The sequence below is a fragment of the Azotobacter tropicalis genome, assembly GCF_059739045.1.
Genome location: NZ_AP046059.1, coordinates 752,804 through 774,000 on the forward strand (window position 1 = coordinate 752,804; position 21,197 = coordinate 774,000).

The 21,197-nt window shown below is 63.4% G+C and carries 18 protein-coding genes, 1 pseudogene and 1 riboswitch; of the genes and pseudogenes, 12 read left to right on the forward strand and 7 right to left on the reverse strand.

Annotation, left to right across the window (positions count from 1 at the left end; genetic code table 11):
- The first annotated feature begins 8 nt into the window (after positions 1 to 8).
- The 3 genes from Atro_RS03315 to Atro_RS03325 all read left to right on the forward strand — a co-directional run bounded on the left by Atro_RS03315 (position 9) and on the right by Atro_RS03325 (position 3,648).
- On the forward strand, positions 9 to 902 hold the full coding sequence (locus tag Atro_RS03315; protein WP_497926430.1) for an SMP-30/gluconolactonase/LRE family protein: 894 nt from the start codon (positions 9 to 11) through the stop codon (positions 900 to 902).
- Between the two features lie 294 nt (positions 903 to 1,196).
- Complete coding sequence (locus Atro_RS03320; RefSeq protein WP_497926431.1) at positions 1,197 to 2,510, forward strand: MFS transporter; 1,314 nt, start codon at positions 1,197 to 1,199, stop codon at positions 2,508 to 2,510.
- A gap of 280 nt (positions 2,511 to 2,790) precedes the next feature.
- Positions 2,791 to 3,648: an aldose 1-epimerase gene (locus Atro_RS03325; RefSeq protein WP_497926432.1), complete on the forward strand. Its 858-nt coding sequence runs from the start codon at positions 2,791 to 2,793 to the stop codon at positions 3,646 to 3,648.
- A gap of 1 nt (position 3,649) precedes the next feature.
- Here the strand turns inward: Atro_RS03325 and Atro_RS03330 are convergent, their stop codons facing one another.
- The 3 genes from Atro_RS03330 to Atro_RS03340 are packed head-to-tail and all read right to left on the reverse strand — an operon-like array spanning position 3,650 to position 8,696.
- On the reverse strand, positions 3,650 to 3,946 hold the full coding sequence (locus tag Atro_RS03330; RefSeq protein ID WP_497926433.1) for a DUF2149 domain-containing protein: 297 nt from the start codon (positions 3,944 to 3,946) through the stop codon (positions 3,650 to 3,652).
- The gene (locus Atro_RS03335; RefSeq protein WP_497926434.1) at positions 3,943 to 4,395 is read right to left on the reverse strand and encodes a MotA/TolQ/ExbB proton channel family protein; all 453 of its coding nucleotides are present in this window, start codon (positions 4,393 to 4,395) and stop codon (positions 3,943 to 3,945) included. The genes Atro_RS03330 and Atro_RS03335 overlap by 4 nt, the downstream gene beginning before the upstream one ends.
- A 2-nt stretch (positions 4,396 to 4,397) precedes the next feature.
- Entirely contained in the window at positions 4,398 to 8,696 is a 4,299-nt protein-coding gene (locus Atro_RS03340; protein ID WP_497926435.1) for a cobaltochelatase subunit CobN, read from the reverse strand.
- Between the two features lie 106 nt (positions 8,697 to 8,802).
- A riboswitch (cobalamin riboswitch) is annotated at positions 8,803 to 8,935 on the reverse strand.
- 275 nt (positions 8,936 to 9,210) lie between these two features.
- Here Atro_RS03340 and cfa point away from each other — a divergent pair.
- The 5 genes from cfa to Atro_RS03365 all read left to right on the forward strand — a co-directional run bounded on the left by cfa (position 9,211) and on the right by Atro_RS03365 (position 13,848).
- Positions 9,211 to 10,374 (forward strand): cyclopropane fatty acyl phospholipid synthase, encoded by a 1,164-nt coding sequence (cfa, locus tag Atro_RS03345; RefSeq protein WP_497926436.1) that lies wholly within the window; start codon positions 9,211 to 9,213, stop codon positions 10,372 to 10,374.
- A gap of 14 nt (positions 10,375 to 10,388) precedes the next feature.
- The gene (locus Atro_RS03350; RefSeq protein ID WP_497926437.1) at positions 10,389 to 10,610 is read left to right on the forward strand and encodes a DUF2970 domain-containing protein; all 222 of its coding nucleotides are present in this window, start codon (positions 10,389 to 10,391) and stop codon (positions 10,608 to 10,610) included.
- Positions 10,611 to 10,829: 219 nt separating this feature from the next.
- Positions 10,830 to 12,488: a nitrite/sulfite reductase gene (locus Atro_RS03355; protein ID WP_497926438.1), complete on the forward strand. Its 1,659-nt coding sequence runs from the start codon at positions 10,830 to 10,832 to the stop codon at positions 12,486 to 12,488.
- On the forward strand, positions 12,472 to 12,969 hold the full coding sequence (locus Atro_RS03360) for a DUF934 domain-containing protein (RefSeq protein WP_497926439.1): 498 nt from the start codon (positions 12,472 to 12,474) through the stop codon (positions 12,967 to 12,969). The genes Atro_RS03355 and Atro_RS03360 overlap by 17 nt, the downstream gene beginning before the upstream one ends.
- 120 nt (positions 12,970 to 13,089) lie before the next feature.
- Complete coding sequence (locus tag Atro_RS03365; protein WP_497926440.1) at positions 13,090 to 13,848, forward strand: IS5 family transposase; 759 nt, start codon at positions 13,090 to 13,092, stop codon at positions 13,846 to 13,848.
- A gap of 78 nt (positions 13,849 to 13,926) precedes the next feature.
- Here the strand turns inward: Atro_RS03365 and Atro_RS03370 are convergent.
- The 3 genes and pseudogenes from Atro_RS03370 to sohB all read right to left on the reverse strand — a co-directional run bounded on the left by Atro_RS03370 (position 13,927) and on the right by sohB (position 16,692).
- Positions 13,927 to 15,068: pseudogene (locus Atro_RS03370) on the reverse strand (IS3 family transposase).
- 295 nt (positions 15,069 to 15,363) lie between these two features.
- A complete protein-coding gene (locus tag Atro_RS03375) occupies positions 15,364 to 15,462 on the reverse strand; it encodes a transposase DNA-binding-containing protein (RefSeq protein WP_497927593.1) in 99 nt (32 codons plus the stop codon).
- Positions 15,463 to 15,669: 207 nt separating this feature from the next.
- A complete protein-coding gene (gene sohB, locus Atro_RS03380; RefSeq protein WP_497927594.1) occupies positions 15,670 to 16,692 on the reverse strand; it encodes a protease SohB in 1,023 nt (340 codons plus the stop codon).
- Between the two features lie 203 nt (positions 16,693 to 16,895).
- Here sohB and Atro_RS03385 point away from each other — a divergent pair, with 203 nt between their 5' ends.
- Together Atro_RS03385 and Atro_RS03390 are read left to right on the forward strand one after the other, a co-directional pair.
- On the forward strand, positions 16,896 to 17,606 hold the full coding sequence (locus tag Atro_RS03385; RefSeq protein WP_497926441.1) for a histidine phosphatase family protein: 711 nt from the start codon (positions 16,896 to 16,898) through the stop codon (positions 17,604 to 17,606).
- A 56-nt stretch (positions 17,607 to 17,662) separates the two neighbouring features.
- Positions 17,663 to 17,977 (forward strand): SCP2 sterol-binding domain-containing protein, encoded by a 315-nt coding sequence (locus Atro_RS03390; RefSeq protein WP_497926442.1) that lies wholly within the window; start codon positions 17,663 to 17,665, stop codon positions 17,975 to 17,977.
- A gap of 205 nt (positions 17,978 to 18,182) precedes the next feature.
- On the opposite strand, the gene Atro_RS03395 is transcribed toward Atro_RS03390, so the two are convergent.
- Positions 18,183 to 18,985 (reverse strand): IS5 family transposase gene (locus tag Atro_RS03395; protein WP_497926443.1). Its coding sequence is split into 2 segments (ribosomal slippage): positions 18,183 to 18,655 and positions 18,655 to 18,985, totalling 804 coding nucleotides; the frame shifts between segments, so codons are not numbered across the junction.
- A gap of 95 nt (positions 18,986 to 19,080) precedes the next feature.
- Here Atro_RS03395 and Atro_RS03400 point away from each other — a divergent pair.
- A protein-coding gene (locus Atro_RS03400; protein WP_497926444.1) for an IS5 family transposase occupies positions 19,081 to 19,934 on the forward strand; the annotation gives its coding sequence in 2 pieces (ribosomal slippage) (positions 19,081 to 19,420 and positions 19,420 to 19,934; 855 coding nt in all).
- 73 nt (positions 19,935 to 20,007) lie between these two features.
- Positions 20,008 to 21,108: an IS630 family transposase gene (locus tag Atro_RS03405; RefSeq protein ID WP_497926445.1), complete on the forward strand. Its 1,101-nt coding sequence runs from the start codon at positions 20,008 to 20,010 to the stop codon at positions 21,106 to 21,108.
- Positions 21,109 to 21,197 lie beyond the last annotated feature (89 nt).

The following is a 21,197-nucleotide window of genomic DNA, read 5'->3' on the forward strand; positions in this document are numbered from 1 at the left end:
GCGCTGCCATGCAAGCCGAACTCGTGCTCGACGCCCGCAACGGCACCGGCGAAAGCCCGGTGTGGAGCGTGGCCGAACAGGCCCTCTACTGGGTCGACATTCCCGCCCGCCGGCTGCACCGCTGGCGTCCGACGGACAACGCCACAGAAAGTTGGGAAGCCGCTGAGATGCTCGCCTGCATCGCCCGCCACCCGGCGGGAGGCTGGCTGGCCGGCATGGAGAGCGGCCTGTTCCACCTGCGCCCCGGCGACGACGGCCGCCTGGCCACCACCCGCCTGGCCGAGGTTCGCCATGCTATGCCCGCGATGCGCTGCAACGACGGCCGCTGCGACCGCCAGGGCCGCTTCTGGGTCGGCAGCATGCACCGGGACATGGCCGCCGGGCACCGTGCCGGCATGCTCTACCGCTTCGTCGGCGACGCCGACGGCGTAGCGCTGCTGCCCTGGCTGGACGACCTCATCGTCCCCAACGGCCTGGGGTTCAGCCCCGACGGGCGGACGATGTACCTGTCCGACTCGCACCCCTCGGTACAGGCCATCTGGGCCTTCGACTACGACCCGGACGACGGCATCCCGCACAACCGCCGGCTGTTCGTCGACATGCGCCAGCATCCCGGCCGTCCCGACGGCGCGGCGGTGGACGAAGACGGCGGCTACTGGATCTGCGGCAACGATGCCGGCCTGGTCCATCGCTTCAGCCCCGACGGCCGACTCGACCGCTCGCTGGCCGTGCCGGTGAAGAAGCCGGCGATGTGCGCCTTCGGCGGCCCCGGCCTCGACACGCTGTTCGTCACCTCAATCCGTCCGCAGGGCGTCGACCTCGCCGACCAGCCCCTGGCCGGCGCGGTGTTCGCCCTGCAACCCGGCGTTCGCGGCCTGGAGGAGCCCGCCTTCCAGGGCTGAGCCGGCCCCGGCAATTCCGCCACCGCTCCAACAAAAACAATCAGGAGACTCGCTTCATGATCGGCACACGCAACGAGCCATCGCTCGCCCTCCCGCTCGCCTTCCGCCTGTCCGGCTATCCCGCGAGCCCGCCCGACTAAGTATCCGAACGGAAAGCTTCCCGAACTCGTACTGCTCCGAACTGCGATCCCCGCATTTCGGCGGCCCGGATGGGCATGCGCAGAAAAGAAGGCGAATGCTTTTTCTGCGCGCCCCTATACCGGCAATACAACAAAAACCCACTGGGACAAAGCGATGACAGCTCAGATTGCTCCACCCCAAACAACCTTGATCGGCAAATACCGATGGGTGATTTGCGCACTTCTGTTCATTGGCATTGGTATCAACTATATCGACCGCCAGATGATCGGCATCCTCAAGCCGACCTTGCAGGCCGATCTGAAGTGGACCGAAACCGATTACGCCTCCATCGTTTTCTGGTTTCAATGCGCCTATGCCATTGGCTTTCTAACGTTCGGGCGAATCATCGACCGGCTTGGCGTGCGTGTCAGTTATGCAATTGCCTTCACCATCTGGACGCTTGCCACCATCGGTCACGGCCTCGTCCACACGGTCGTGCAATTCGCCATAGCCCGTTTTACGTTGGGCTTCGGTGAGTCCGGCAGTTTTCCGGCCAGCTTGAAAGCCGTTTCGGAATGGTTCCCGCAAAAAGAACGCGCCCAGGCTACCGGCATCTTCAATGCCGGCACCGCGTTGGGCCCCATCATCACGCCACTGCTTATTCCGGCCATCACCTTGGCCTGGGGCTGGCGTGCGGCATTCATCTCCATCGGAGTGATTACCTCCCTGTGGCTGGTCGCCTGGTTACTGGTCTATCGTCGCCCGCACGAGCATTCGAAAGTAGGTGCTGCGGAACTCGCGCATATCCGCTCCGACGACGCCCTCTCGATACCCTCGGAAGCCAGCGCTTCGGTGAAGGTATCCTGGCTCAAGCTGCTGACCTTCAAGGAAACCTGGGCCTACGCCCTGGGAAAATTCCTGACCGATCCGATCTGGTGGCTGTATCTGTTCTGGCTCCCGGATTTTCTCGGCAAGACTTACGGCCTCGATCTGAAAACCTTTGGTCCGGCACTGATTGCCATCTACATTCTGGCGGATGCCGGCTCGATCATTGGCGGCTGGGGCTCGTCAAGGCAAATGAAAGCCGGCCGCCCCGCGAACATGGCACGAAAAACCACCATGCTCGTCTGCGCTTGCATGGTTGTACCGATCATCACTGCTCAGTTCGTATCCAATGTGTGGCTTGCCGTTCTGATCATCGGCTGCGCCGCGGCAGCACACCAGGCCTGGTCGGCCAACCTGATGACCTTGCCGTCGGATCTTTTCCCCAAAGAGGCCGTGGCTTCCATTATCGGCATCGGGGGTACCGCCGGAGCCATCGGTGGAATGCTGATGTCGACTTACAACGGCTACATCCTGGAAGTGTTCAAGTCTTACCAGCCCATCTTCATCGTTGCCGGAACCACTTATCTGGTAGCGCTTCTTGCCATCCATACCCTGACTCCGCGGCTAAAACCTGTGCCGTTGGAAAAAATGCAAGCCAACTAGCGCAAGTATCCCCCGGCAAAGCCGAGGGACTTCATATTCCGGGCGGTCGCCGAATAAATAGGAATGCAGTATCCGGCACCGGGCTGCCCGGAGGAGTTCATCCGCAGTGGCCTGTCACCGGTCGACGCATTGGCCCCATCCCTCTTTGGCGTCATCTCCGCTTTCTCGGCAGCCACCTATATCCCGATCATCTTTCCCTGGCTGCCGGGCATGATGCCCCGGCCCTGCCCGATGCCCGCCTTCGGCGGGCACTCTCACGTTTCCGCTCTCGGAGGTTCCCATGCTGACTCTGCAAGACGGCCTGACCCGCCTGACCCTGGCCCCGGAAATCGGCGGCAGCCTGGTCGACTGGCGTGCGCTGGACTCGGGCCCTCCCCTGTTGCGCCCGTCGTCGGCCGACGACCTCGCCAGCAGCAGTCCGCGCCGGCTGGCCTGCTACCCCCTGGCGCCCTGGTCGAACCGCATCGACCGGGGCGGCTTCGCCAATCCCGACGGCTGGCTGGCGCTGGCGCCCAACAGTCCGGGCGAGCCCTATCCGATCCACGGCAGCGCCTGGCAACAGCCCTGGACGCTGGCCGAGTACAGTGCCCGCCACGCCCGCCTGGCGCTGGACAGCGCCAGCCCTTTCCCCTACCGCGCCGAGCAGCGTATCGGTCTCGACGAGGGGCGGCTGGAATTGGAACTGGAAGTGCAGCATCTGGGCGATACGCCGGCTTGGTACGGCCTCGGCCTGCACCCCTACCTGCCGCGCACTCCGGCCACCCGCCTGCAGGCGCTGGCGAGCGGCGTCTGGTACGAGGACGGCCGGCGGCTGCCCGAACGCTGCATCGACCTGCCGGCGGGCTGGGACTTCGGGGAGCCGCGCGCCCTGCCGCAGGCGACGGTCGATCATGCCTTCGACGGCTGGGACGGGCGCTGCCGCATCCTCCAGCCGGATGCCGGCTACGCGCTGGAGTGCCGGGCCGAGGGCGCCGGGCTGTTCCTGCTCTATACCCCGCAGGAGCGGGACTTCTTCTGTTTCGAGCCGGTCAGCCACCCGGTCAATGCCCACCACCTGCCGGGACGGCCGGGACTTCGCCTGCTGGAGCAGGGGCAACGGCTGCGCCTGGACTGGTCGATGCACTATCGCCCTTGGTGACTCACTTGCCAATCAGAATCAGCTTGCCGGTCTGCGGGTCGCGGTAGACCTGGCCGACGCTCTCCAGGCCCTGGCCGGCGGCGCCGTCGAGGCTGTCCGGCAGGCGCGGCAGCTCGCGACCGCGCTCCACCGCCAGCGGCTGGCGTTCGGCCTTGAGCTGGGTGAGCAGGTCGGTGCGCGCGGCCAGGGCCACCAGCAGGCCGCAGGCGAACACCAGCATCAGGTCGACCAGATTGGCCACCGAGCCGAGCGGGTCGGTGTCCACCTCGTCGAAACGGCTCGATCGCCAGCGGCTCATCGGGCGCCCTCCCGTTCGCGCTCCATGGCATCCAGCAGTTCGTCGTACCAGCGCCGGCGCAGGCGGCCGAGGACGAAGCCGGCCATGCCGCCGAGCAGGCCCATGACAGTGGCGTCGAAGGCCACCCGCATGGCCACGCCGAGCACCTTGAGGTCGCCGTCGCCGAGCGCCGCCAGGCCCGGGCCGAGCGGGATCAGGGTACCCATCAGGCCGAGGATCGGTCCCAGCCGGGCGATCAGGTCGGAGCGCTCCAGGCGCCGCCGGGCGCGCCGCTCGACCTCGGGCGCCGGCAGCCGGCGCCAGCGCGCCAGGCCGCCGAAGCGCTCGCCGCAGGCCACGCCGACGTCCCAGACCGCCAGCGCCAGCAGCGCCAGCATGGCGACGGTCACCGGCTCCAGCAGCCAGCCGACCAGGTGGTGAATCCAGGCGAAGATCGCACTGTCCAGCATCCTCACACTCCTTTCGCAACGCGCGGGCCGCGCCCGCGCCAGATTCCCAGACCGAGCAGCAGAACCAGACCGGCCAGTGCCAGCCAGAGATGTTCGTCCACCGCCTGAGCCAGGTTTTCCCCCCTGTCGGCCTGCGCCTGCGCGCCCTGTTCGGGCGTCTCGTCCTGCGCCGCCGGCTGCAGTTCGCTGAGCGTGCTCGGCGACTTGACCTCGGACGTCGGCAGCTGTGCAGCCTGCAGGCGGCTTTCGAGGCCGGCGCGCAGTTCGGCCGGCAGTTGCGGCAGCAGCCACTGCAGCATCGGATGATCCGGCCGGGTATGGCCGCTGCCCGGCAGGCCGTGGGCATCGACCAGCCGGGCGAACTGCTCGCCGAGCTGGCGGACGGTGGCCTCGTCGGCCTGCCAGAAGCCCTTGTGGATCGCCACCAGCATCAGCGCCAGCATGTTGCTCTTCACATGGACGTTCTGTCCCTGCTCGAGGAAGCCGGCCAGGCCGAGCCGGTAACGGTCGTCGAGGTACACCGCCTTGACCTCCTGCCAGACGCTATCGCCGATGATCTCCGGATTGGTCACCTGCCAGCCCCAGAGGTATTCGAGGAACTCGCTGCCCATGGTCCGCGCGCCGGCGTAGTCGTGGCGCATCAGCGCCTCGATCCAGGCCGGGTTGAGGAAGCGCCCGCGCAGCTCGGCCAGGAGCGCCTGCGCCAGCGGCTGCAGGCGCACTTGGGCCGGATCGTTGTGCCAGGCGACGAAGTTCTCCGGCACCTGCCCGGAAAGCTGCTCGACCGCCAGGCTCAGGCCACCGAGATAGTCGAAGGCGTCGTTGTTGTCCATCAGCCCGTAGAGGTTGCTGGAGCGGCCCAGGTAGGTGCGCCGCACCTGCCTGAGGTTGTCGGCGAAGGCCGCCTGCGCCGCCTCGCCCTGCCGGTCGAGGCCGTAGGCGTGGCCCATGCGGGTGACGTAGGCGCGGGCCAGCTCGCCGCGCTCCAGCCAGCTGCCGGAGCGCTCGACCAGGCGGTTGATGCCGGCCCCGTAGGTGCCGGGCGCCACGCCGAACAGGCGCAGCGCGGCCAGGCGTCCGGCCTCGCCGGCGGACAGGCCGGCCTTGAGCCGCCCGGCGGCGTCCTCCACCCAGTGCGCCGCCACCCGGTTGCCGTCCAGGTTCTCGCTACCGCCCTCGCCCGCGCCCTGCAATGGCTCCAGCGCCTCGGCCAGTGCCGGGCGCAGGGCCGGGTAGTCGCGACGGATGCGCTCGGCGGAGGCGTTCAGCGCCAGCAGCACGGCGCGCTCGAGCAGGGCCAGTTGGTCGGCATAGAGGTCGCGGAACAGCCCGGAGGTGGTGAACAGCAGGTCGCGGCGCTGCTCGTCCGGCGCCAGCTCGCGCAGGCGGATGCCTTCGACGATGCCGCGGCTGTTCCACTGCGGCTCGGCGCCGAGCAGCTCGAGGCCGAAGGCGATCATCGCGCCCTCGTCGCGCACCGTGTCCGAGGCCCAGAGGATCACCGCCTCGCGGCCGTCCGCCGGTAACGGGCGCGCCCGTGCCTTGGCGGCCATCTCGCTGCCGATGCGCCAGCCGATGCGGCTGGGCAGCAGGCTGCTGTCGAGGGCGTGAAAGTTGCGCCCGGTCGGCAGCGCCTCGGGGGTGCGGATCGGGTCGTTGCCCTTGCCGGGAGCGACGAAACGGCCGTCCAGCGCATTCAGCAATGCCGCCATCTCGGCCCGCGGCGAGTCGACCAGCGCCGGGCGGAAGGCCTCGCCGCCCTCGCCCATGGACCTGATCAGGGTATCCACCGCCTCCGGCTGCCAGGGCTTGCCGAACACGTGCAGGCCCATGGGCATGAAGCGCTCCTGGATGGCTGTCAGGTAGTGGCCGAGTTCGTGCACCAGCAGGTCGTCGTCGGCCTGCTCGAAAGCGATGCCGCGTGCCGCCAGCGGCTCGGCCATCGACTGGCGCAGTTCCGGCTCCAGCCCGGCGCTGCCGATCAGCCGGCGGATCTCGGCGATGGTCGCGCGCCGTGCCGGACCGTCGACCTGGCCGCTGCCGGCCTCGAAGCTCTCGATCAGCTGGCGCAGGCGCAGCAGGTCGTCATACAGCGGCGTGGCCACCAGCGGCGGGGTCAGGTGGTCGATCATCACCGCCAGACCGCGGCGCTTGGCCTGGATGCCCTCGCCGACGCCGTCGACGATGTAGGGATAGATGCTCGGCAAGTCGCCGACCACCTGCAGCGGGTAATCCTCGTCGCTCAGCCCGGCGCGCCGGCGCGGCAGGAACTCGTAGGTGGAATGCCGGCCGAGGTGGATCAGCGCATCGGCGCGGAAGCCGTCGCGCAGCCAGTGGTAGAAGCCCAGGTACTGGTGTGGCGGCGGGAACACCAGGTTGGCATGCAGCAGTTCCTGGTCGATCTCCCAGCCGCGCGGCGGCTGCGGGCCGACGAACACCTTGCCGAAGCGGATGCCCGGCAGCAGCAGGCGCTCGCCCTGCACCATCACCCGTCCCGGCACCTCGCCCCAGCCGCGCAGCCCCTCGATGCCGGTGGCGGCGAGCGCCTGCACCAGCGCCTCGGCCTGCGCCCAGTCGGCCTGTCCCGGCGCGTCCAGGGCGGCACGGTAGAGGGTTTCGAGCTGGGCCAGCAGGTCCAGAGCGCGCGAACGCGCCGGATGCGCCACGCCATCCAGCACATGATGCAGCTCGCCGGAGCCGTTCTCGAAGAGGCTGCGGGCGATCTCGCTGCGGCCGCTGTCCAGGGCGCGGCGCAGCTGGGCGTGCCAGTAGCCCAGCGGCCCCTGCACCATCTCCGCCTGCAGTGCCGCCGGCAGGGTTGCGAACCAGCGGCGGTAGTCCTCGGCGCTCAGGCTCTGCACCTTGCCCGCCATGGCCGCCAGGGCGTCGCCCTGCTCCGGCAGGTTGACGCCGCGCTCCTGCAGCAGATCGAGCAGCGCCGCCGGCGACTCGGGCAGCGGGCCGGTGTCGTAACCTTCGGTCTTGAGCCGGGTGAGGATCTCGAACAGCGACTCCGGCACGTCGAGGTTGTCCGCGCCGATGTTGTGCCGGCCCGGCGGGTGGTTGTAATAGATGATGGCCAGGCGCTTGTCCGCATTGGCCTTCTGCTGTAGTGCGCGCCAGCGCTGGATGCGCGCGGCGAAGGCATCGAGCTGGGCCGGCAGCGGCGCGGCGACGCCGAAGCGGATGCCCGACAGCGGATCCTCCTGGCGCTCGTGCCAGGCCGCCAGCACCGTGGCCTGACTGCTGCCCTGCAGCTCGGGCATGGCCAGTTGGTAGTGCACCTTGTCGCGCGCCAGGCCGTCGCCGGACAGCTGCCAGCCGGTCTCGTCGCGATCCTCCAGACGCAGGCCCTTGAGCACCGGTACGTTCAACTGCTCGAACAGCCCGGTGACCTCCTCGCGGCCCTCGCCGCCGCCGACCACGAAGTCCTGCAGCACGACGATGGCGCCCAGCGGCGGGTGTCGCCCCTCCTTCAGCCAGCGCACCGCCGCGAGTGAGCCCGGCCCCCAGTCGGCGAACAGGCTGACGCAGGAAAGGCCCCGGCTTTCCAGGCGCTGGCAGAGGGCGTCGTTCAGCTCGCGGTCGCCGGCGCGGTCGGCGCGCCCGTGGTCGATCACGGCGACCAGCGCGTCGCCGGAGTACGTCAGCTCGCCCTCGCTGCGCAACGCACCACGCTGCTGGAAGCGCAGCGACGGGCGCGCCTGCACAGCCGGGACCTTCACCTCCGGGTCATGGCGGGCCGCCAGCCAGGCCAAGAGGCCGGCGATGTTGTCGATGCCGCCGGCCTGCCAGTAGCTGCGCGCGGCGATCCACTCGGCCTGGCGCGGATGTTCGGCCTGCTGGCGGGCGATCCAGCCGGCCAGTTCGCCCTGCGGGCGCAGCCGGCCGAGGGTTTCGACCGTCTCGCGCGAATCGAACAGCGGCTGCCCGCGGCTGCGACTGAGCTGCACCAGGGCATGCTCGCTGTGCATGAGGAAGCTGTCCGCCGGCGCGACCTGGCCGAGCAACGGCCCCAGACGCTCCACCTCGGCGCCGAACAGGCCGACGCCGAGCAGCGCCCGGCCCTCGCCCAGCCAGGTGCGCAGTGCCGGCTCGTCGAGTTCGGCGAGCTGCTCCGGGGTGCGCGCACTGATTTGCCAATGCGGATTCTGGTGCTGGAACTGCTCGACCGCGCCGGCGAACTCGGCGGCGCTGTAGCGGGAAACGATGGCGTTGAGTTGCGCCGCCGAGGCCCAGGGAGCGAGCAGCCCGAGCAGCAGAACCAGGCCGAAGCGGCGAAGGAAAAGTAGAGATGGCATGCCCAATCCCGGATCGAAAGGCGGTGGGCACGTGAAACGGACGCAGCATCGGCGGCAAGGCACCGGAACGACCACAGCTGGCGACCGCACGGCCGCCCACCGCGACCTGCTTCGGGAGAACGGGCTGGTGTCGGGCTCGACCGTGGAACGGCCCTACCGTTGCGGGGGCAGCGTCAGCTTGGACTGACTTCCCATTTACCCCGGACCTCGATCCGGGCACCACAGTCTCCATGTCGCCGGCCGAGGCCGGCAGGGGCGCCACCTTACGCGGCAGGCCGCAATGGAGCAAGGCCAAGGACTCGGGGTACAGCCGCTGGCGACGGCCAGCTGCCGAGGCACTGGCGGAGCCGCCTCGCTGGCGGTTTTCCAAAGTCTTTGCTACGGATTATTGGCCGTCCTGCCAGTCCCTGCCTAATCTGACTTTGCTTGGGTGCATTGCCTCGACCGGTAGTGGACAGCTTTCGGGGTACCCCTCGGGACTGCTCTGCCAGAGCGAGGCAAGGATGGGACAACCATGAGCCGAGAATTCACCTTCAACGCCGGGTCCGGCTACCTTTCGCAGGACTCCGGGCTACACCGCCTGACGGTCGAGCTGTTGCAGCAGGCCGACATCCGCATCGACGGTGGCCGCCCCTGGGACATGCAGCTCAAGGCCGGCGGAGTGCCCGAGCGGGTCTTCGCCCAAGGCAATCTGGGCTTGGGCGAAGCCTACATGGAAGGCGCCTGGGAAGCGGAGCGGCTGGACGAATTCTTCTTCCGCCTGCTGCGTGCCGGCATCGACCAGCAGGTGAAGCCGACGCGGCTGATCCTCTATGTGCTGCGCGCGCGCCTGCTCAACCTGCAGAGTCGCCGGCGCGCCTGGCAGGTCGGCGAGGCCCACTACGATCTCGGCAACGACTTCTACGCGGCCATGCTCGACCCGCGCATGACCTACACCTGCGGCTACTGGCGGAGCGCCGGCAATCTGGCCGAAGCCCAGGAGGCCAAACTGGAACTGATCTGTCGCAAGCTCGGCCTGGAACGTGGCATGCGCGTGCTGGACATCGGCTGTGGCTGGGGCAGCTTCATGGGTTATGCCGCGGAGCGCTATGGCGTGCAGTGCGTCGGGGTGACCATTTCCCGGGAGCAGCAGGCCTGGGCCCGGGAGCGCTACGCCGGGCTGCCCGTGGAGTTCCGCCTGCAGGACTATCGCGAGATCCAGGGCCGCTTCGACCGCATCGTCAGCATCGGCATGTTCGAGCACGTGGGGCGCAAGAACCATCGCCGCTTCTTCGAGGTCGCCACGCGCTGCCTGACCGACGACGGCCTGTTCCTCCTGCACACCATCGGCAAGAACCAGCGCCACTCGACGTCGGATCCCTGGATCGATCGCTACATCTTCCCCAATGGCGATCTGCCTTCACTGGGCCAGATCGGCGATGGGCTGGATGGTCTGTTTCTCCTCGAGGATCTGCACAATTTCGGCGCCGACTACGACAGGACCCTGATGGCCTGGCATGCCAACTTCGAAGCAGCCTGGCCGCGCTTCGCCGCCGAACTGGGCGAAAGGTTCCGGCGCATGTGGCGCTACTACCTGCTGTCCTGTGCCGGCGCCTTCCGGGCCCGAAATCTCCAGCTTTGGCAGTATGTGCTGTCGAAGAACGGCGTACCGGGCGGCTACCGGCGCCCGCTGCTTTGAAGCGGAGGTCCCCCATGACCGATGAGCATGACGACGACAAGCCCCTGACCTTCCGGCAGATGCTGCACAGCGTGCTGGCCGCTGCCCTCGGCGTGCAAAGCGGCAAGAACCGGGCACGGGACTTCTCCCGGGGCAAACCCGGCCATTTCATCCTGCTAGGCGTGGGATTTACCGTCCTGTTCGTGCTGGTCCTGATCGGCGTGGTCAAGTTGATCCTGCATCTGGCGCAAGCCTGAACCAAATCCCTTCCTGTCTCGCCGCAGAGCCGCTTCGGGTCGAACCTCGGGCCATGAAGTACTCTCGTGCACCATGCAATAACTAAAAACTCTAGCGTTATAGATAAACATTACTTTTATGTATAACTCTGAGCTGTTATTGTGGCCAGCTCTCCGAAATGCGGTGCGCGGCCGTTCGCGCGAAAAAAGCAGTAAGCAGCCTGACCGACAGGACACTTCATGTACGTATACGACCAGTACGATCAACATATCATCGAGGACCGGGTCCGCCAGTTCCGCGACCAGACCCGCCGTTACCTGGCCGGCGAGCTGAGCGAAGAGGAATTCCGTCCGTTGCGCCTGCAGAACGGCCTGTACGTCCAGCGCTATGCTCCCATGCTGCGCGTGGCCGTGCCCTACGGGCTTCTGTCTTCCCGCCAGCTACGCAAGCTGGCCCAGATCGCCCGCGACTACGACAAGGGCTACGCCCACATCAGCACCCGGCAGAACGTGCAGTTCAACTGGCCCGAGCTGGAGGAGGTCCCGGAGATCCTTGCCGAGCTGGCAACGGTGCAGATGCATGCGATCCAGACTAGCGGCAACTGCATCCGCAACACCACCACCGACCAGTTCGCCGGGGTGGCCCGCGACGAGTTGGTGGACCCGCGCCCTTGGTGCGAGATCATCCGCCAGTGGTCCACCTTCCATCCGGAGTTCGCCTTCCTGCCGCGCAAGTTCAAGATTGCCGTCAACGGCGCCGTGAACGACCGTGCCGCCATCGAGGTGCACGACATCGGCCTGGAGGCCGTGCGCAACGGTGCCGGCGAGCTGGGCTTCCGGGTTTCCGTGGGCGGCGGCCTGGGCCGGACGCCGATCGTCGGCAGCTTCATCAACGAGTTCCTGCCCTGGCAGCACCTCCTGACTTATCTGGATGCCGTGCTGCGGGTCTACAACCGCTATGGTCGCCGTGACAACAAGTTCAAGGCGCGCATCAAGATCCTGGTCAAGGCGCTGACCCCGGAGGTATTCGCCGAGCGGGTCGATGCCGAATGGGCCCATCTCAAGGACGGTTCGAGCACCCTCACCGAGGCGGAAGTCGAGCGCATCAGCCGCTGCTTCGTCGATCCGGCCTACCAGACCCTCGAGGCTCAGGACGCCGCCCTCGCCCGTCTCGACGCCGAACATCCGGGCTTTGCCCGCTGGCGCACGCGCAACGTGTTCGCCCACAAGAAGCCGGGCTATGCCGCCGTGACCCTGTCGCTGAAGCCCACCGGCATCGCCCCGGGCGACATCACCGACAAGCAGCTGGACGCCCTCGCCGACCTGGCCGACCGCTACAGCTTCGGCGAGGTGCGCAACTCCCACGAGCAGAACATCATCCTGGCCGACGTCGAACAGGCCCGCCTGTTCGAACTGTGGAGCGAGCTGCGCGAGCTGGGTTTCGCCACCCCGAACGTCGGCCTGCTGACCGATATCATCTGCTGCCCGGGCGGCGACTACTGTTCCCTGGCCAACGCCAAGTCGATCCCGATCGCCGAGGCTATCCAGCGCCGCTTCGACGATCTCGACTATCTGTTTGACATCGGCGAACTCGACCTGAACATCTCCGGCTGCATGAACGCCTGCGGCCATCATCACGTCGGTCACATCGGCATCCTCGGCGTGGACAAGAAGGGCGCGGAGTTCTACCAGGTGTCTCTCGGCGGCAGCGCCAGCCGTGATGCCAGCCTGGGCCAGATTCTCGGCCCATCCTTCGCCCAAGAGGAAATGGCCGAGGTGATCGAGAAGATCATTACCGTCTATGTGGAAAAGCGCGTCGAAGACGAGCGTTTCATCGATACTTTCCGCCGCATCGGCATCGAACCGTTCAAGGAGCGCGTTTATGCAGCGAATCATTAAAAACGGCCAGGTGATCGACGAAACCTGGCATCTGCTGGACAAGGACGCCACGCTCGACGGCCTGTCCAACTCCGATGATCTGATCGTTCCTCTGGCGCTGTGGCGCGAGCATGCCCATGCCCTGAAAGTCCGCGATGGCGGTCTTGGCGTGTGGCTGGACAGCGACGAGGAAGTAGAGGAAATCGCCGATGACCTTGGCAATTTCCAGGTCATCGCCCTGAACTTCCCCAGCTTCGCCGATGGACGCCATTATTCGAGTGCCCGCCTGCTGCGCGAGCGCTATGGCTATCAGGGCGAGATCCGCGCTGTCGGCGACGTGCTCCGCGACCAGTTGTTCTTCATGCAACGCTGTGGCTTCGATGCCTTCGCCATTCGCCCGGATCGCGATCCCCACGACGCTCTGCAGAGCCTGCAGGACTTCTCGGTGTGCTATCAGGCTGCTGTCAACCAAGCACCTCTGTTTCGCCGCCGGCAAGGCTGAAGCTCAAGCCATCCTCAACGAAAAGCCCCGCTAAGCGGGGCTTTTCTTTTGAAAGCGCTCCATGAATCTTTCAACTAGGTTCTGTTGACGCAAGCCCAGTGCTAAAACTGGGCTTTTGCCATGACTGACAGAAGCCGTCTGAGCGATACCGACGGGTCCCGTATCCAAAGTCTGCTGAGCGCCACGAAGGGGATCCGGCTGACCCGTACTCTCGGCTGTCGCCGCTTTGTCGAGGCGGTGCTCTGGATACTACGCAGCGGCGCTCAATGGCGGATGCTGCCTCGTTGCCTCGGCTCCTGGAACAGCGTTTTCAAACGCTTCACCCGCTGGTGCCGGCTCGGCATCTGGGACCGGCTTCACTCGGTACTGGCTCGGGACGCCGACCTTCAGCGCGTCTGCATTGGCAGCTCCGTCGTGCGTGCCCATGCCTGTGCAGCCGGGGCGGCCAGCAGTACTGCGGCCCAGGAGGCACTGGGGCGTTTGCGAGGAGGCTTCAGCAGCAAGATCCATGTGTTGACCGATGCGCTGGGGTTACCGATTCGCTTCATCCTGACGGAAGGCCAAGCGGCCGATATCAGCCAGGCGATCCCACTCATGGCGGGGATCGCCACGTCGGCACTGCTGGCCGACAAGGGCTATGACGCCAACCCGCTTCTGGCCTGGCTGAAGGAGCGCCAGATCCAGGCCGTCATTCCCGCCAGGCGGAACCGCATCGAGCAACGCTCCTGCGACTGGCATCTCTACAAGGAGCGGCACGTGATCGAGTGCCTGTTCGGCAAGCTGAAGCACTACCGGCGGATCACCACTCGCTATGAGAAGAGGGCCAGCCATTTCAAGGGAATGCTGGCTTTTGCGGCTGTTTTGCTATGGCTGCGCTGATACGTCAACAGAACCTAGCCATAAGTAGTGCTCTCGGCCATGTAGTGGTCAATTAATTCTGGACACAGTTTTAGGAGCTCAGGCCGCCAGCGCCTCCATGGCCACCGGCGTCCTGTAGCCGTTGCTGCTGTGCAACCTGATCTGGTTGTAGTAGCAGGTCAGGTAGCGCAGTACATCGGACTCTGCTTCAGCCGGGCTGCCATAGCCGCTGGCAGGTATCCATTCGGTTTTCAGACTGCAAAAGAAGCGCTCCATCGGGGCGTTATCCCAGTAGTTGCCGCGCCGGCTCATGCTCTGGATGATGCCGTGTTTCTGCAGCGTCTGGCGGAACTGCCGGCTGCTGTAGTGACAGCCCTGATCGGAGTGAAACATCAGCTCTTTGGGTTTGTCGCGTGCCTCGAAGGCCATGTTCAGGGCGCGACTAGTCAGTGTTGAGTCCGGGCTGCTACCCAGGGCCCAGCCCACCAGACGTCTTGCGTGCAGATCCAACACTGCTGCCAGATAGATCCAGCGATTTCCACCCCAGATGTACGTCACATCACCACACCAGACCTGATTGGGGACTCTCACATCAAAGCAGCGCTGCAGATGATTGGGTGCAATCACGGACTCCTCCACAGCCAGCCGATAACGATGGCGACGCTGCTGCGTGCTGACCACACCGGCCTCTCGCATCAGGCGGGCCGCCTTGTAACGGCCAACAACCTGGCCTTCACTGCGTAGCGCGGCTGCCAGTGTGCGGGCTCCTGCCGAGCCCCGGCTACGCTCGTGCAGCACGACCAGCCTGGCCCGCAGGCGATCCCGACGGGGATTGCGCCGGGCCTACCGGCTGCGCTGCTGGTAATAGCTGCTACGTCCAACGCCGAAGGTCAGGCACTGCTCGATGACCGGGAATTGTGTGCTCAGCATGCCGATCAGGCTCACCGATCGAGCGAGTCGGACATCAAGAGCGCAGTAGCCTTTTTTAGGATTTCGTTCTCCCGCTCGACCCGGCGAATACGGGCTTCCAGCGCCTGAATGCGCTGCTGCTCCGGCGTCATCGCCTTTGATTTCGGCGTCTTCTTGCCGTCACGTTCGAGCCGGAGCTGTTTGACCCAGCGGCGCATGGCCGTCGGTTCGACACCCATCGCCGTGCAGGCCTCGGTCACGCTGTAGTGGCGATCAAGCACGAGGGCTGCTGCTTCGTGCCTGAACTCAGTGGAGAAAGATCGTTTAGCCATATTCTGTTACCTCGCTGTGTGGCGGTAGCGTACCGCCCTATCGGGGGTGTCCAGAATCATTAGGCCATTACACCTCACTATGGAACGATATTGCCAGGTGACGGACCCGAAAGACTCAACGCTTTTCCGAGCGGAGATAGGGGTGAGAGTGCCGATCTGTTCGGGATGCGCCTGCTTGCATAAGAATTGGGTCGTATCCTGAAGAAAGACCAGCCGGGGAGCATCGAATGCGCGTCGACTGGAAATGCCCGGGCAGAATCCGAGCCTCGCCTACTGCAGTGCCGGAAAGAGAGCGCTAAGCCGCTTTGATATTCGCCCAATCCTGGCATGCCAGCGGAATGGATTCTCCCACGGCACTCGCCATTTGCAGCAAGCGTCCAGCCCTCCGGCCCAGACGCTCGTCCTAGAACGTCGAGCCGGCGAGCTCCCGTTCAACCCAGGAGGCGTCAGCCAAGACAGAGCGATCCATGGGGCGTCTCGACTATGTGTTTCGATGCCACCCCATGAATCATGGGGGTGATCTCTTGTCACAAGCCCATATGGGCCGTCCGCAGATGAGGATAATTGAAAGGCTTATGGATCGATTACTGTCTTTTTTCGATTATTGGTAGCGACTCTGATTCAGACGCTCCCACCAACTCAGGAGAATGCGATCCACGGCAGAGGCAGCCCCTAGGCCGAAGCGCTCTTGCAAGCTTTTCTTCTCGGCATAGTGCAGTTGAAACAGCTCCGCACTATCGGCTTTTCCTGCCAGGTATTCATCGCTGGTTATCAACTCATCGACCAGCTGCTTCTCCAGAGCGCTCTGACCGAGCCAGATCTCGCCAGTGGCGATTTCATCGATAGACAACTGCGGCCGGTAACGGGCAACGAAGTTCTTAAAGAGCTCATGGGTGGTTTCCAGATCCTCCTGGAACTTTTCCCGGCCCTTCTCCGTATTCTCACCGAATACCGTCAAAGTGCGCTTGTACTCTCCAGCAGTAAGCACCTCGAAATCAATATCGTGCTTTTTCAGCAGCCGGTGCAGGTTTGGCAACTGAGCCACCACGCCGATGGAGCCGAGAATGGCAAAAGGTGCTGAGAGGATTCGCTCGCCAATACAGGCCATCATATAGCCACCACTGGCCGCCACCTTGTCGACGCACACCGTCAGCGGTACACCTGCCTGACGAATACGACCCAACTGAGAAGCAGCCAGGCCATAGCTATGCACCAAGCCCCCACCACTTTCCAAACGCAGCACGACTTCGTCTTCAGGCTTTGCCATGCTCAACACAGCGGTCACCTCATGACGCAACTTATCGGTAGCGGTAGCTCGAATGTCACCATCGAAATCCAGTACAAAGACTCTAGGCTTTACCTTGCCCGCCTTCCTGTCTTGCTTCCCAGCCTTGGCTTCCGTCTTGCGCTTGGCCTTGAGATGTTCTTTGTCCAGTACTACCTGTTCCAAGCTTTCCCGCAGGGCCTTATAAAAATCATTGAGCTTGTGCACTTCGAGATGCCCATCGCTCTTGTGACGGCTCCTGCTGCGCAATGTCGAAATGGTGATCAATATCACCACAACAGCCACCAACACTGTCAGGGTTCTGACCAGAAAGCCAACATAATCGAGAAGAAACTCCACAGCCATCCCCTTGATCCAATACACCAATAAAACACCCGGACACGAGCGTTGTCGAAGCTTTCGAGCATACCGAGTGGGTTATGCCCCGACCAGCATGATAAAAGGAAGTAAAGTCCCTATGGACGATACAGAACCAAGCATTGACAGCCTTCCGCCCGCCCTCCTAACCTCGGAAAAATAACAAGAACCACAAGGAAAGGGACGTGGGTAGCATCTACTTGATTCGACATGGGCAAGCCTCGTTCGGCGCCCTTGATTACGACGTGCTCTCGCCTTTGGGCAAGCGCCAGGCTGAGATACTTGGCGCTCACCTCGGTCGCCTAGGAGTTAGTTTTGATCGCTGTATCAGTGGTTCGCTCAGGCGTCAACAACATACTGCTAGCGCAACACTGGAACAATTGCACCTCGCCGGCATGAAAATCCCAGTAATCGAAACCGATCCAGCCTTCGATGAGATCAATATCGATGCAATGCTCCAGGCTCATTTGCCAGACCTGTTCCCTGCCCGTCAAGATATGCAGCAAGCCTTGCAGCAGGCAGCTGCACAACCGAGTAGTTTCCAGCGGCTGTTCGGTCAAGTCATTGGACAATGGATTTCCGGCAGGCACGAGAAAGCGACACTGGAGAGTTGGAACAGTTTTCGTGAACGAGTTCAAGGCGGTCTGAAGCGTCTGCTTGATGAGGCGCCCTCACAAGCACGGATCGCCGTGTTCACTTCCGGCGGGCCCATCATCGCTCTGCTTCATCTGACTGCTGGCGTATCCGCTCAAAGAGCGTTCGAATTTGCTTGGCAGATCGCCAATACCTCGTTCAGCCAGTTAAGCTTCCACGACAACGTGGTGACTCTGACGTCTTTCAATAGCCATGCACATCTGGAAATGATGCAGACTCCGGAGCTCATCACCTATCTATGAATTTTGAAGCTTTTTTACGACTACTACCTTAAGCCTACCCTTAAAAGGATCAAAAAATGACTTCTGTTGCCGACATCATCGAAACCATGAAATCCCGATTTGACTCCAGCGCTGCTTCCGGCCTGGATTTGATCTTCCAGTTCACAATCAAGGATGCCGATAATCATTATTTGATCGTCAAGGATGGTACCTGTGAAGTCCACCATGGTGATGCTGACGAGCCCAATGTCACTCTGATCATGGACAGCAAAACTTTCAAGGGTATTACTACTGGTGAAATCGGCGGTATGCAGGCTTTTATGTTTGGTAAGCTACGTGCAGAGGGCGATGTGAAATTAGCCATGAAGTTAAGCGAGCTGTTTCCGTTCTAATTCCGATCTAGAATTGCTCGTCCGAGATCCTTTCGGAGAATTGGATCCGCTAACTGAACCAAGTCTCCGAAAGCGCCGAACAAGCATGGATAAAAGCTTCAAAGTCCCTCTCATTGGACTTATCAATGTGTAGGAAGACATCCGCACCAAGAGCACTCTACTCAAACGAAAGCAACAGCTCAAGAGATTGAGTTAAGAGCCGCTATCAAAACCTCGCTAATTGTCTGATGCAAATTACGCAACACCCCAGACATAACAAGGCCAGATGAATATCCAGCCGCCGTTCGAAGCGCGTTCGTAGCTTGCCCATGGCCGCCAGCCAGGCGTGGGTCCGCTCGACGACCCAGCGGTGCCGACCGAGCCGTTCCTTGCTCTCGATACCTTTGCGCGCAATGCGGGACTTGATGCCCCGTTGGCGCAGGTGCTCGCGACAGCGTCGGCAGTCGTAAGCCTTATCAGCATGCAGCTTGGTCGGCCAGCGTAGCGGCCGGCCGCGCTTGCCCCGGATGGCAGGCAGGGCATCGACCAGTGACTCGAACACGATGGAGTCATGGCGGTTGGCTCCGGTGACACACAGCGCCAGCGGAGTATCGCTCCTGTCAGGGATCAGGTGGCGTTTGCTGCCGAGTTTGCCTCGATCTGTCGGGTTAGGGCCTGTTTCCGACCCCCCCGGGGGCTGGCGACGCAGGCACCATCAATACTGGCTCGGCTCAGGTCGAGCTTGTCCGCCTGTCGCAGCTCGTTCAGCAGCCATTGATGCAACTGCTGCCAGACGCCAGCCTCCTGCCAGTCCCGCAACCTGCGCCAGCAGGTCATGCCACTGCCACAGCCCATCTCCTGGGGCAGGTCTTCCCAGGGAATGCCCGTGCTCAGTACGAACACGATGCCGTTGAGAGCGCGCCGATCATCTAACCGTGGCCGCCCGCCCTTGGGAGATCGTTTCACTGCAGGCAGCAGTGGCTGGATGCGCGACCAGAGCTCTTCGCTGATTTGAATTCGATGCTTCATGCCCGGATTGTCTCACTCCGGGCCGGAGCTAAGGATGGTTTTGTCTGAAAAGTCGGTCCGGCTAAAATGCCGCCTCCGTTGTTCCGAGCACAGCCATGTCAGGCCGTTACGAGATTTCCGCCCAGCGCTGGGCGATGATCGAAGCCACCGTTTCTCCCCCTCAACGCATGGGCCGCCCTCGGCGAGATGACCGCCAGATGCTCAACGGCATCTTCTGGATTCTGTGCTCCGGGGCCAAGTGGCGCGATCTTCCCGAGCGTTATGGCCCCTGGAAGACGGTATATCAGCGCTTCAGGCTGTGGCGTGACAACGGCACCTTCGAGCAGGTGCTGCGGCATCTGCATCTGCGCCTGCGTGAGGATGGCTTTATCGACCTGGATACCTGGATGGTCGACTCAACGTCGATTCGAGCCACCAGAGCCGCCAGCGGTGCGAGAAAAAAAGGGGCCCGCAAGAGCCACAGCACCAATGTCTCGGCCGAAGCCGTGGTGGGCTGACCACCAAGCTTCATCTGGCCTGTGACAGCAACGGGTATCCGCTGGCCGTGATGCTTTCACCCGGGCAGGACGCCGACTCGCGCTATTTCATGCCCTTGCTTGAGCAGATCAGCCTGCCTGGCAGCCAGGGTCGTCCGCGCAAGCGTTGCCGGTATGTACTGGCCGACAAGGGCTATGACAGCGAAAGCCTGCGCCACTACTGCGACCGGTATGGCATGAAGCCCATCATTCCCTTACGCAAGATGCACCGTAAGCCTCGACCGGGCTTGCCTCGCCTGTTTGACAGACCGCAGTACCGAAAGCGCAACGCCATTGAACGACTGTTCAGTTGGCTCAAGGAAAAGCGCCGTCTTTGCACCCGTTATGACAAGCTGGCCAGCAGTTTCAAGGCCATGGTCACGCTGGCCTGCATTGAAAAATGCTTGCGTGCCGACTTTTCAGACAAACCCTAGTGTGGTGAATCACAACTACTCAGGATAAATCTTGTCTACCGCGGAGCTGACAGAGTTTTTCGGAGGGCATGCGATGAAAACAGGCCGCCCAGCCGTTCGGATCGAACTGACCGAACAAGAGCATGCCGAACTCACCCGCCGCCGAGCCAGGCACAAGGGGCCTGCCGATATGCAGCTGCGCGCCGAGATCATTCTGTCCTGCGCTCGAGGCGAGTCCGGCTCTTCCATTGCTCGACGGCTTGGCATTACGGCGCAAACCGTTTCGAGGTGGCGCCTTCGCTTCGCCCGTTTGGGCCTGCAAGGCCTCAATGACGAGCCGCGCTCAGGCCGCCCACGCAGCATCAGTGATGAAAAGGTCCAGGAAGTGGTCGACCGGGTGCGGCAGACCAGGCCCGACGATGCCAGTCATTGGAGCTCGCGCCGGATGAGCAAGGCCACCCATATTTCACCGGCGAGCGTACAGCGTATCTGGCGAGCCTTCGGGCTCAAGCCCCACCTGGAGCACACCTTCAAGCTGTCCACCGATCCTGCCTTTGTCGACAAGGTGCAGGATATCGTCGGGCTCTATCTAAATCCCCCTGATAAAGCGCTGGTACTGTGTGTCGATGAGAAAAGCCAGATCCAGGCGCTCAATCGAACACAGCCGGGGCTGCCGCTGGAGCCTGGGTATCCGGCGACCCGTACCCATGATTATCAGCGCCATGGCACGACGTCCTTGTTTGCCGCCCTGGATGTGGCCACCGGCGAGGTGATCGGACGTCTCAAGCGCCGTCACCGCAGCGCAGAATTCCTGGAGTTTCTCAGGGCCATCGAGGAATCGGTCGAGAGCGACAAGGCCATCCACCTGATCATGGATAACTATGCCGTGCACAAGACCGACAAGGTGCGTGCCTGGCTTGTCGCGCACCCGCGTTATCACGTGCACTTCACCCCGACGTCTGCGTCATGGCTGAATCGGGTGGAGCGCTTTTTCTCGATGCTCACCCAGAAGTGGATAAAGCGCCAGGCCCATACCAGCGTGAAGGATCTCGAGCAGTCCATCGAGTATTACCTGGCGACCTACAACCAGAATCCAAGGCCTTTCCGCTGGAGTAAGGGAGCAGGTGAAATCCTGGCCTCTGTCGGCAGGGCTGCTCGAGCCTTGCAAAGAAATAATAATGAAGCGAACTTGTGATTCACCACACTAGTAAAGGGGGATAAGCAAGCCCTGGACGCTGCGCGCGATAAAGCTCAATAAGAACGAGCTATCGAGTAAGTCGGGGC

Bases quoted from the DNA above. Each gene is read 5' to 3' on its own strand.
- Atro_RS03315 (WP_497926430.1), top strand. From the start codon at position 9: ATGCAAGCCGAACTCGTGCTCGACGCCCGCAACGGCACCGGCGAAAGC.
- Atro_RS03320 (WP_497926431.1), top strand. From the start codon at position 1,197: ATGACAGCTCAGATTGCTCCACCCCAAACAACCTTGATCGGCAAATAC.
- Atro_RS03325 (WP_497926432.1), top strand. From the start codon at position 2,791: ATGCTGACTCTGCAAGACGGCCTGACCCGCCTGACCCTGGCCCCGGAA.
- Atro_RS03330 (WP_497926433.1), bottom strand. From the start codon at position 3,946: ATGAGCCGCTGGCGATCGAGCCGTTTCGACGAGGTGGACACCGACCCG.
- Atro_RS03335 (WP_497926434.1), bottom strand. From the start codon at position 4,395: ATGCTGGACAGTGCGATCTTCGCCTGGATTCACCACCTGGTCGGCTGG.
- Atro_RS03340 (WP_497926435.1), bottom strand. From the start codon at position 8,696: ATGCCATCTCTACTTTTCCTTCGCCGCTTCGGCCTGGTTCTGCTGCTC.
- cfa (WP_497926436.1), top strand. From the start codon at position 9,211: ATGAGCCGAGAATTCACCTTCAACGCCGGGTCCGGCTACCTTTCGCAG.
- Atro_RS03350 (WP_497926437.1), top strand. From the start codon at position 10,389: ATGACCGATGAGCATGACGACGACAAGCCCCTGACCTTCCGGCAGATG.
- Atro_RS03355 (WP_497926438.1), top strand. From the start codon at position 10,830: ATGTACGTATACGACCAGTACGATCAACATATCATCGAGGACCGGGTC.
- Atro_RS03360 (WP_497926439.1), top strand. From the start codon at position 12,472: ATGCAGCGAATCATTAAAAACGGCCAGGTGATCGACGAAACCTGGCAT.
- Atro_RS03365 (WP_497926440.1), top strand. From the start codon at position 13,090: ATGACTGACAGAAGCCGTCTGAGCGATACCGACGGGTCCCGTATCCAA.
- Atro_RS03390 (WP_497926442.1), top strand. From the start codon at position 17,663: ATGACTTCTGTTGCCGACATCATCGAAACCATGAAATCCCGATTTGAC.
- Atro_RS03405 (WP_497926445.1), top strand. From the start codon at position 20,008: ATGAAAACAGGCCGCCCAGCCGTTCGGATCGAACTGACCGAACAAGAG.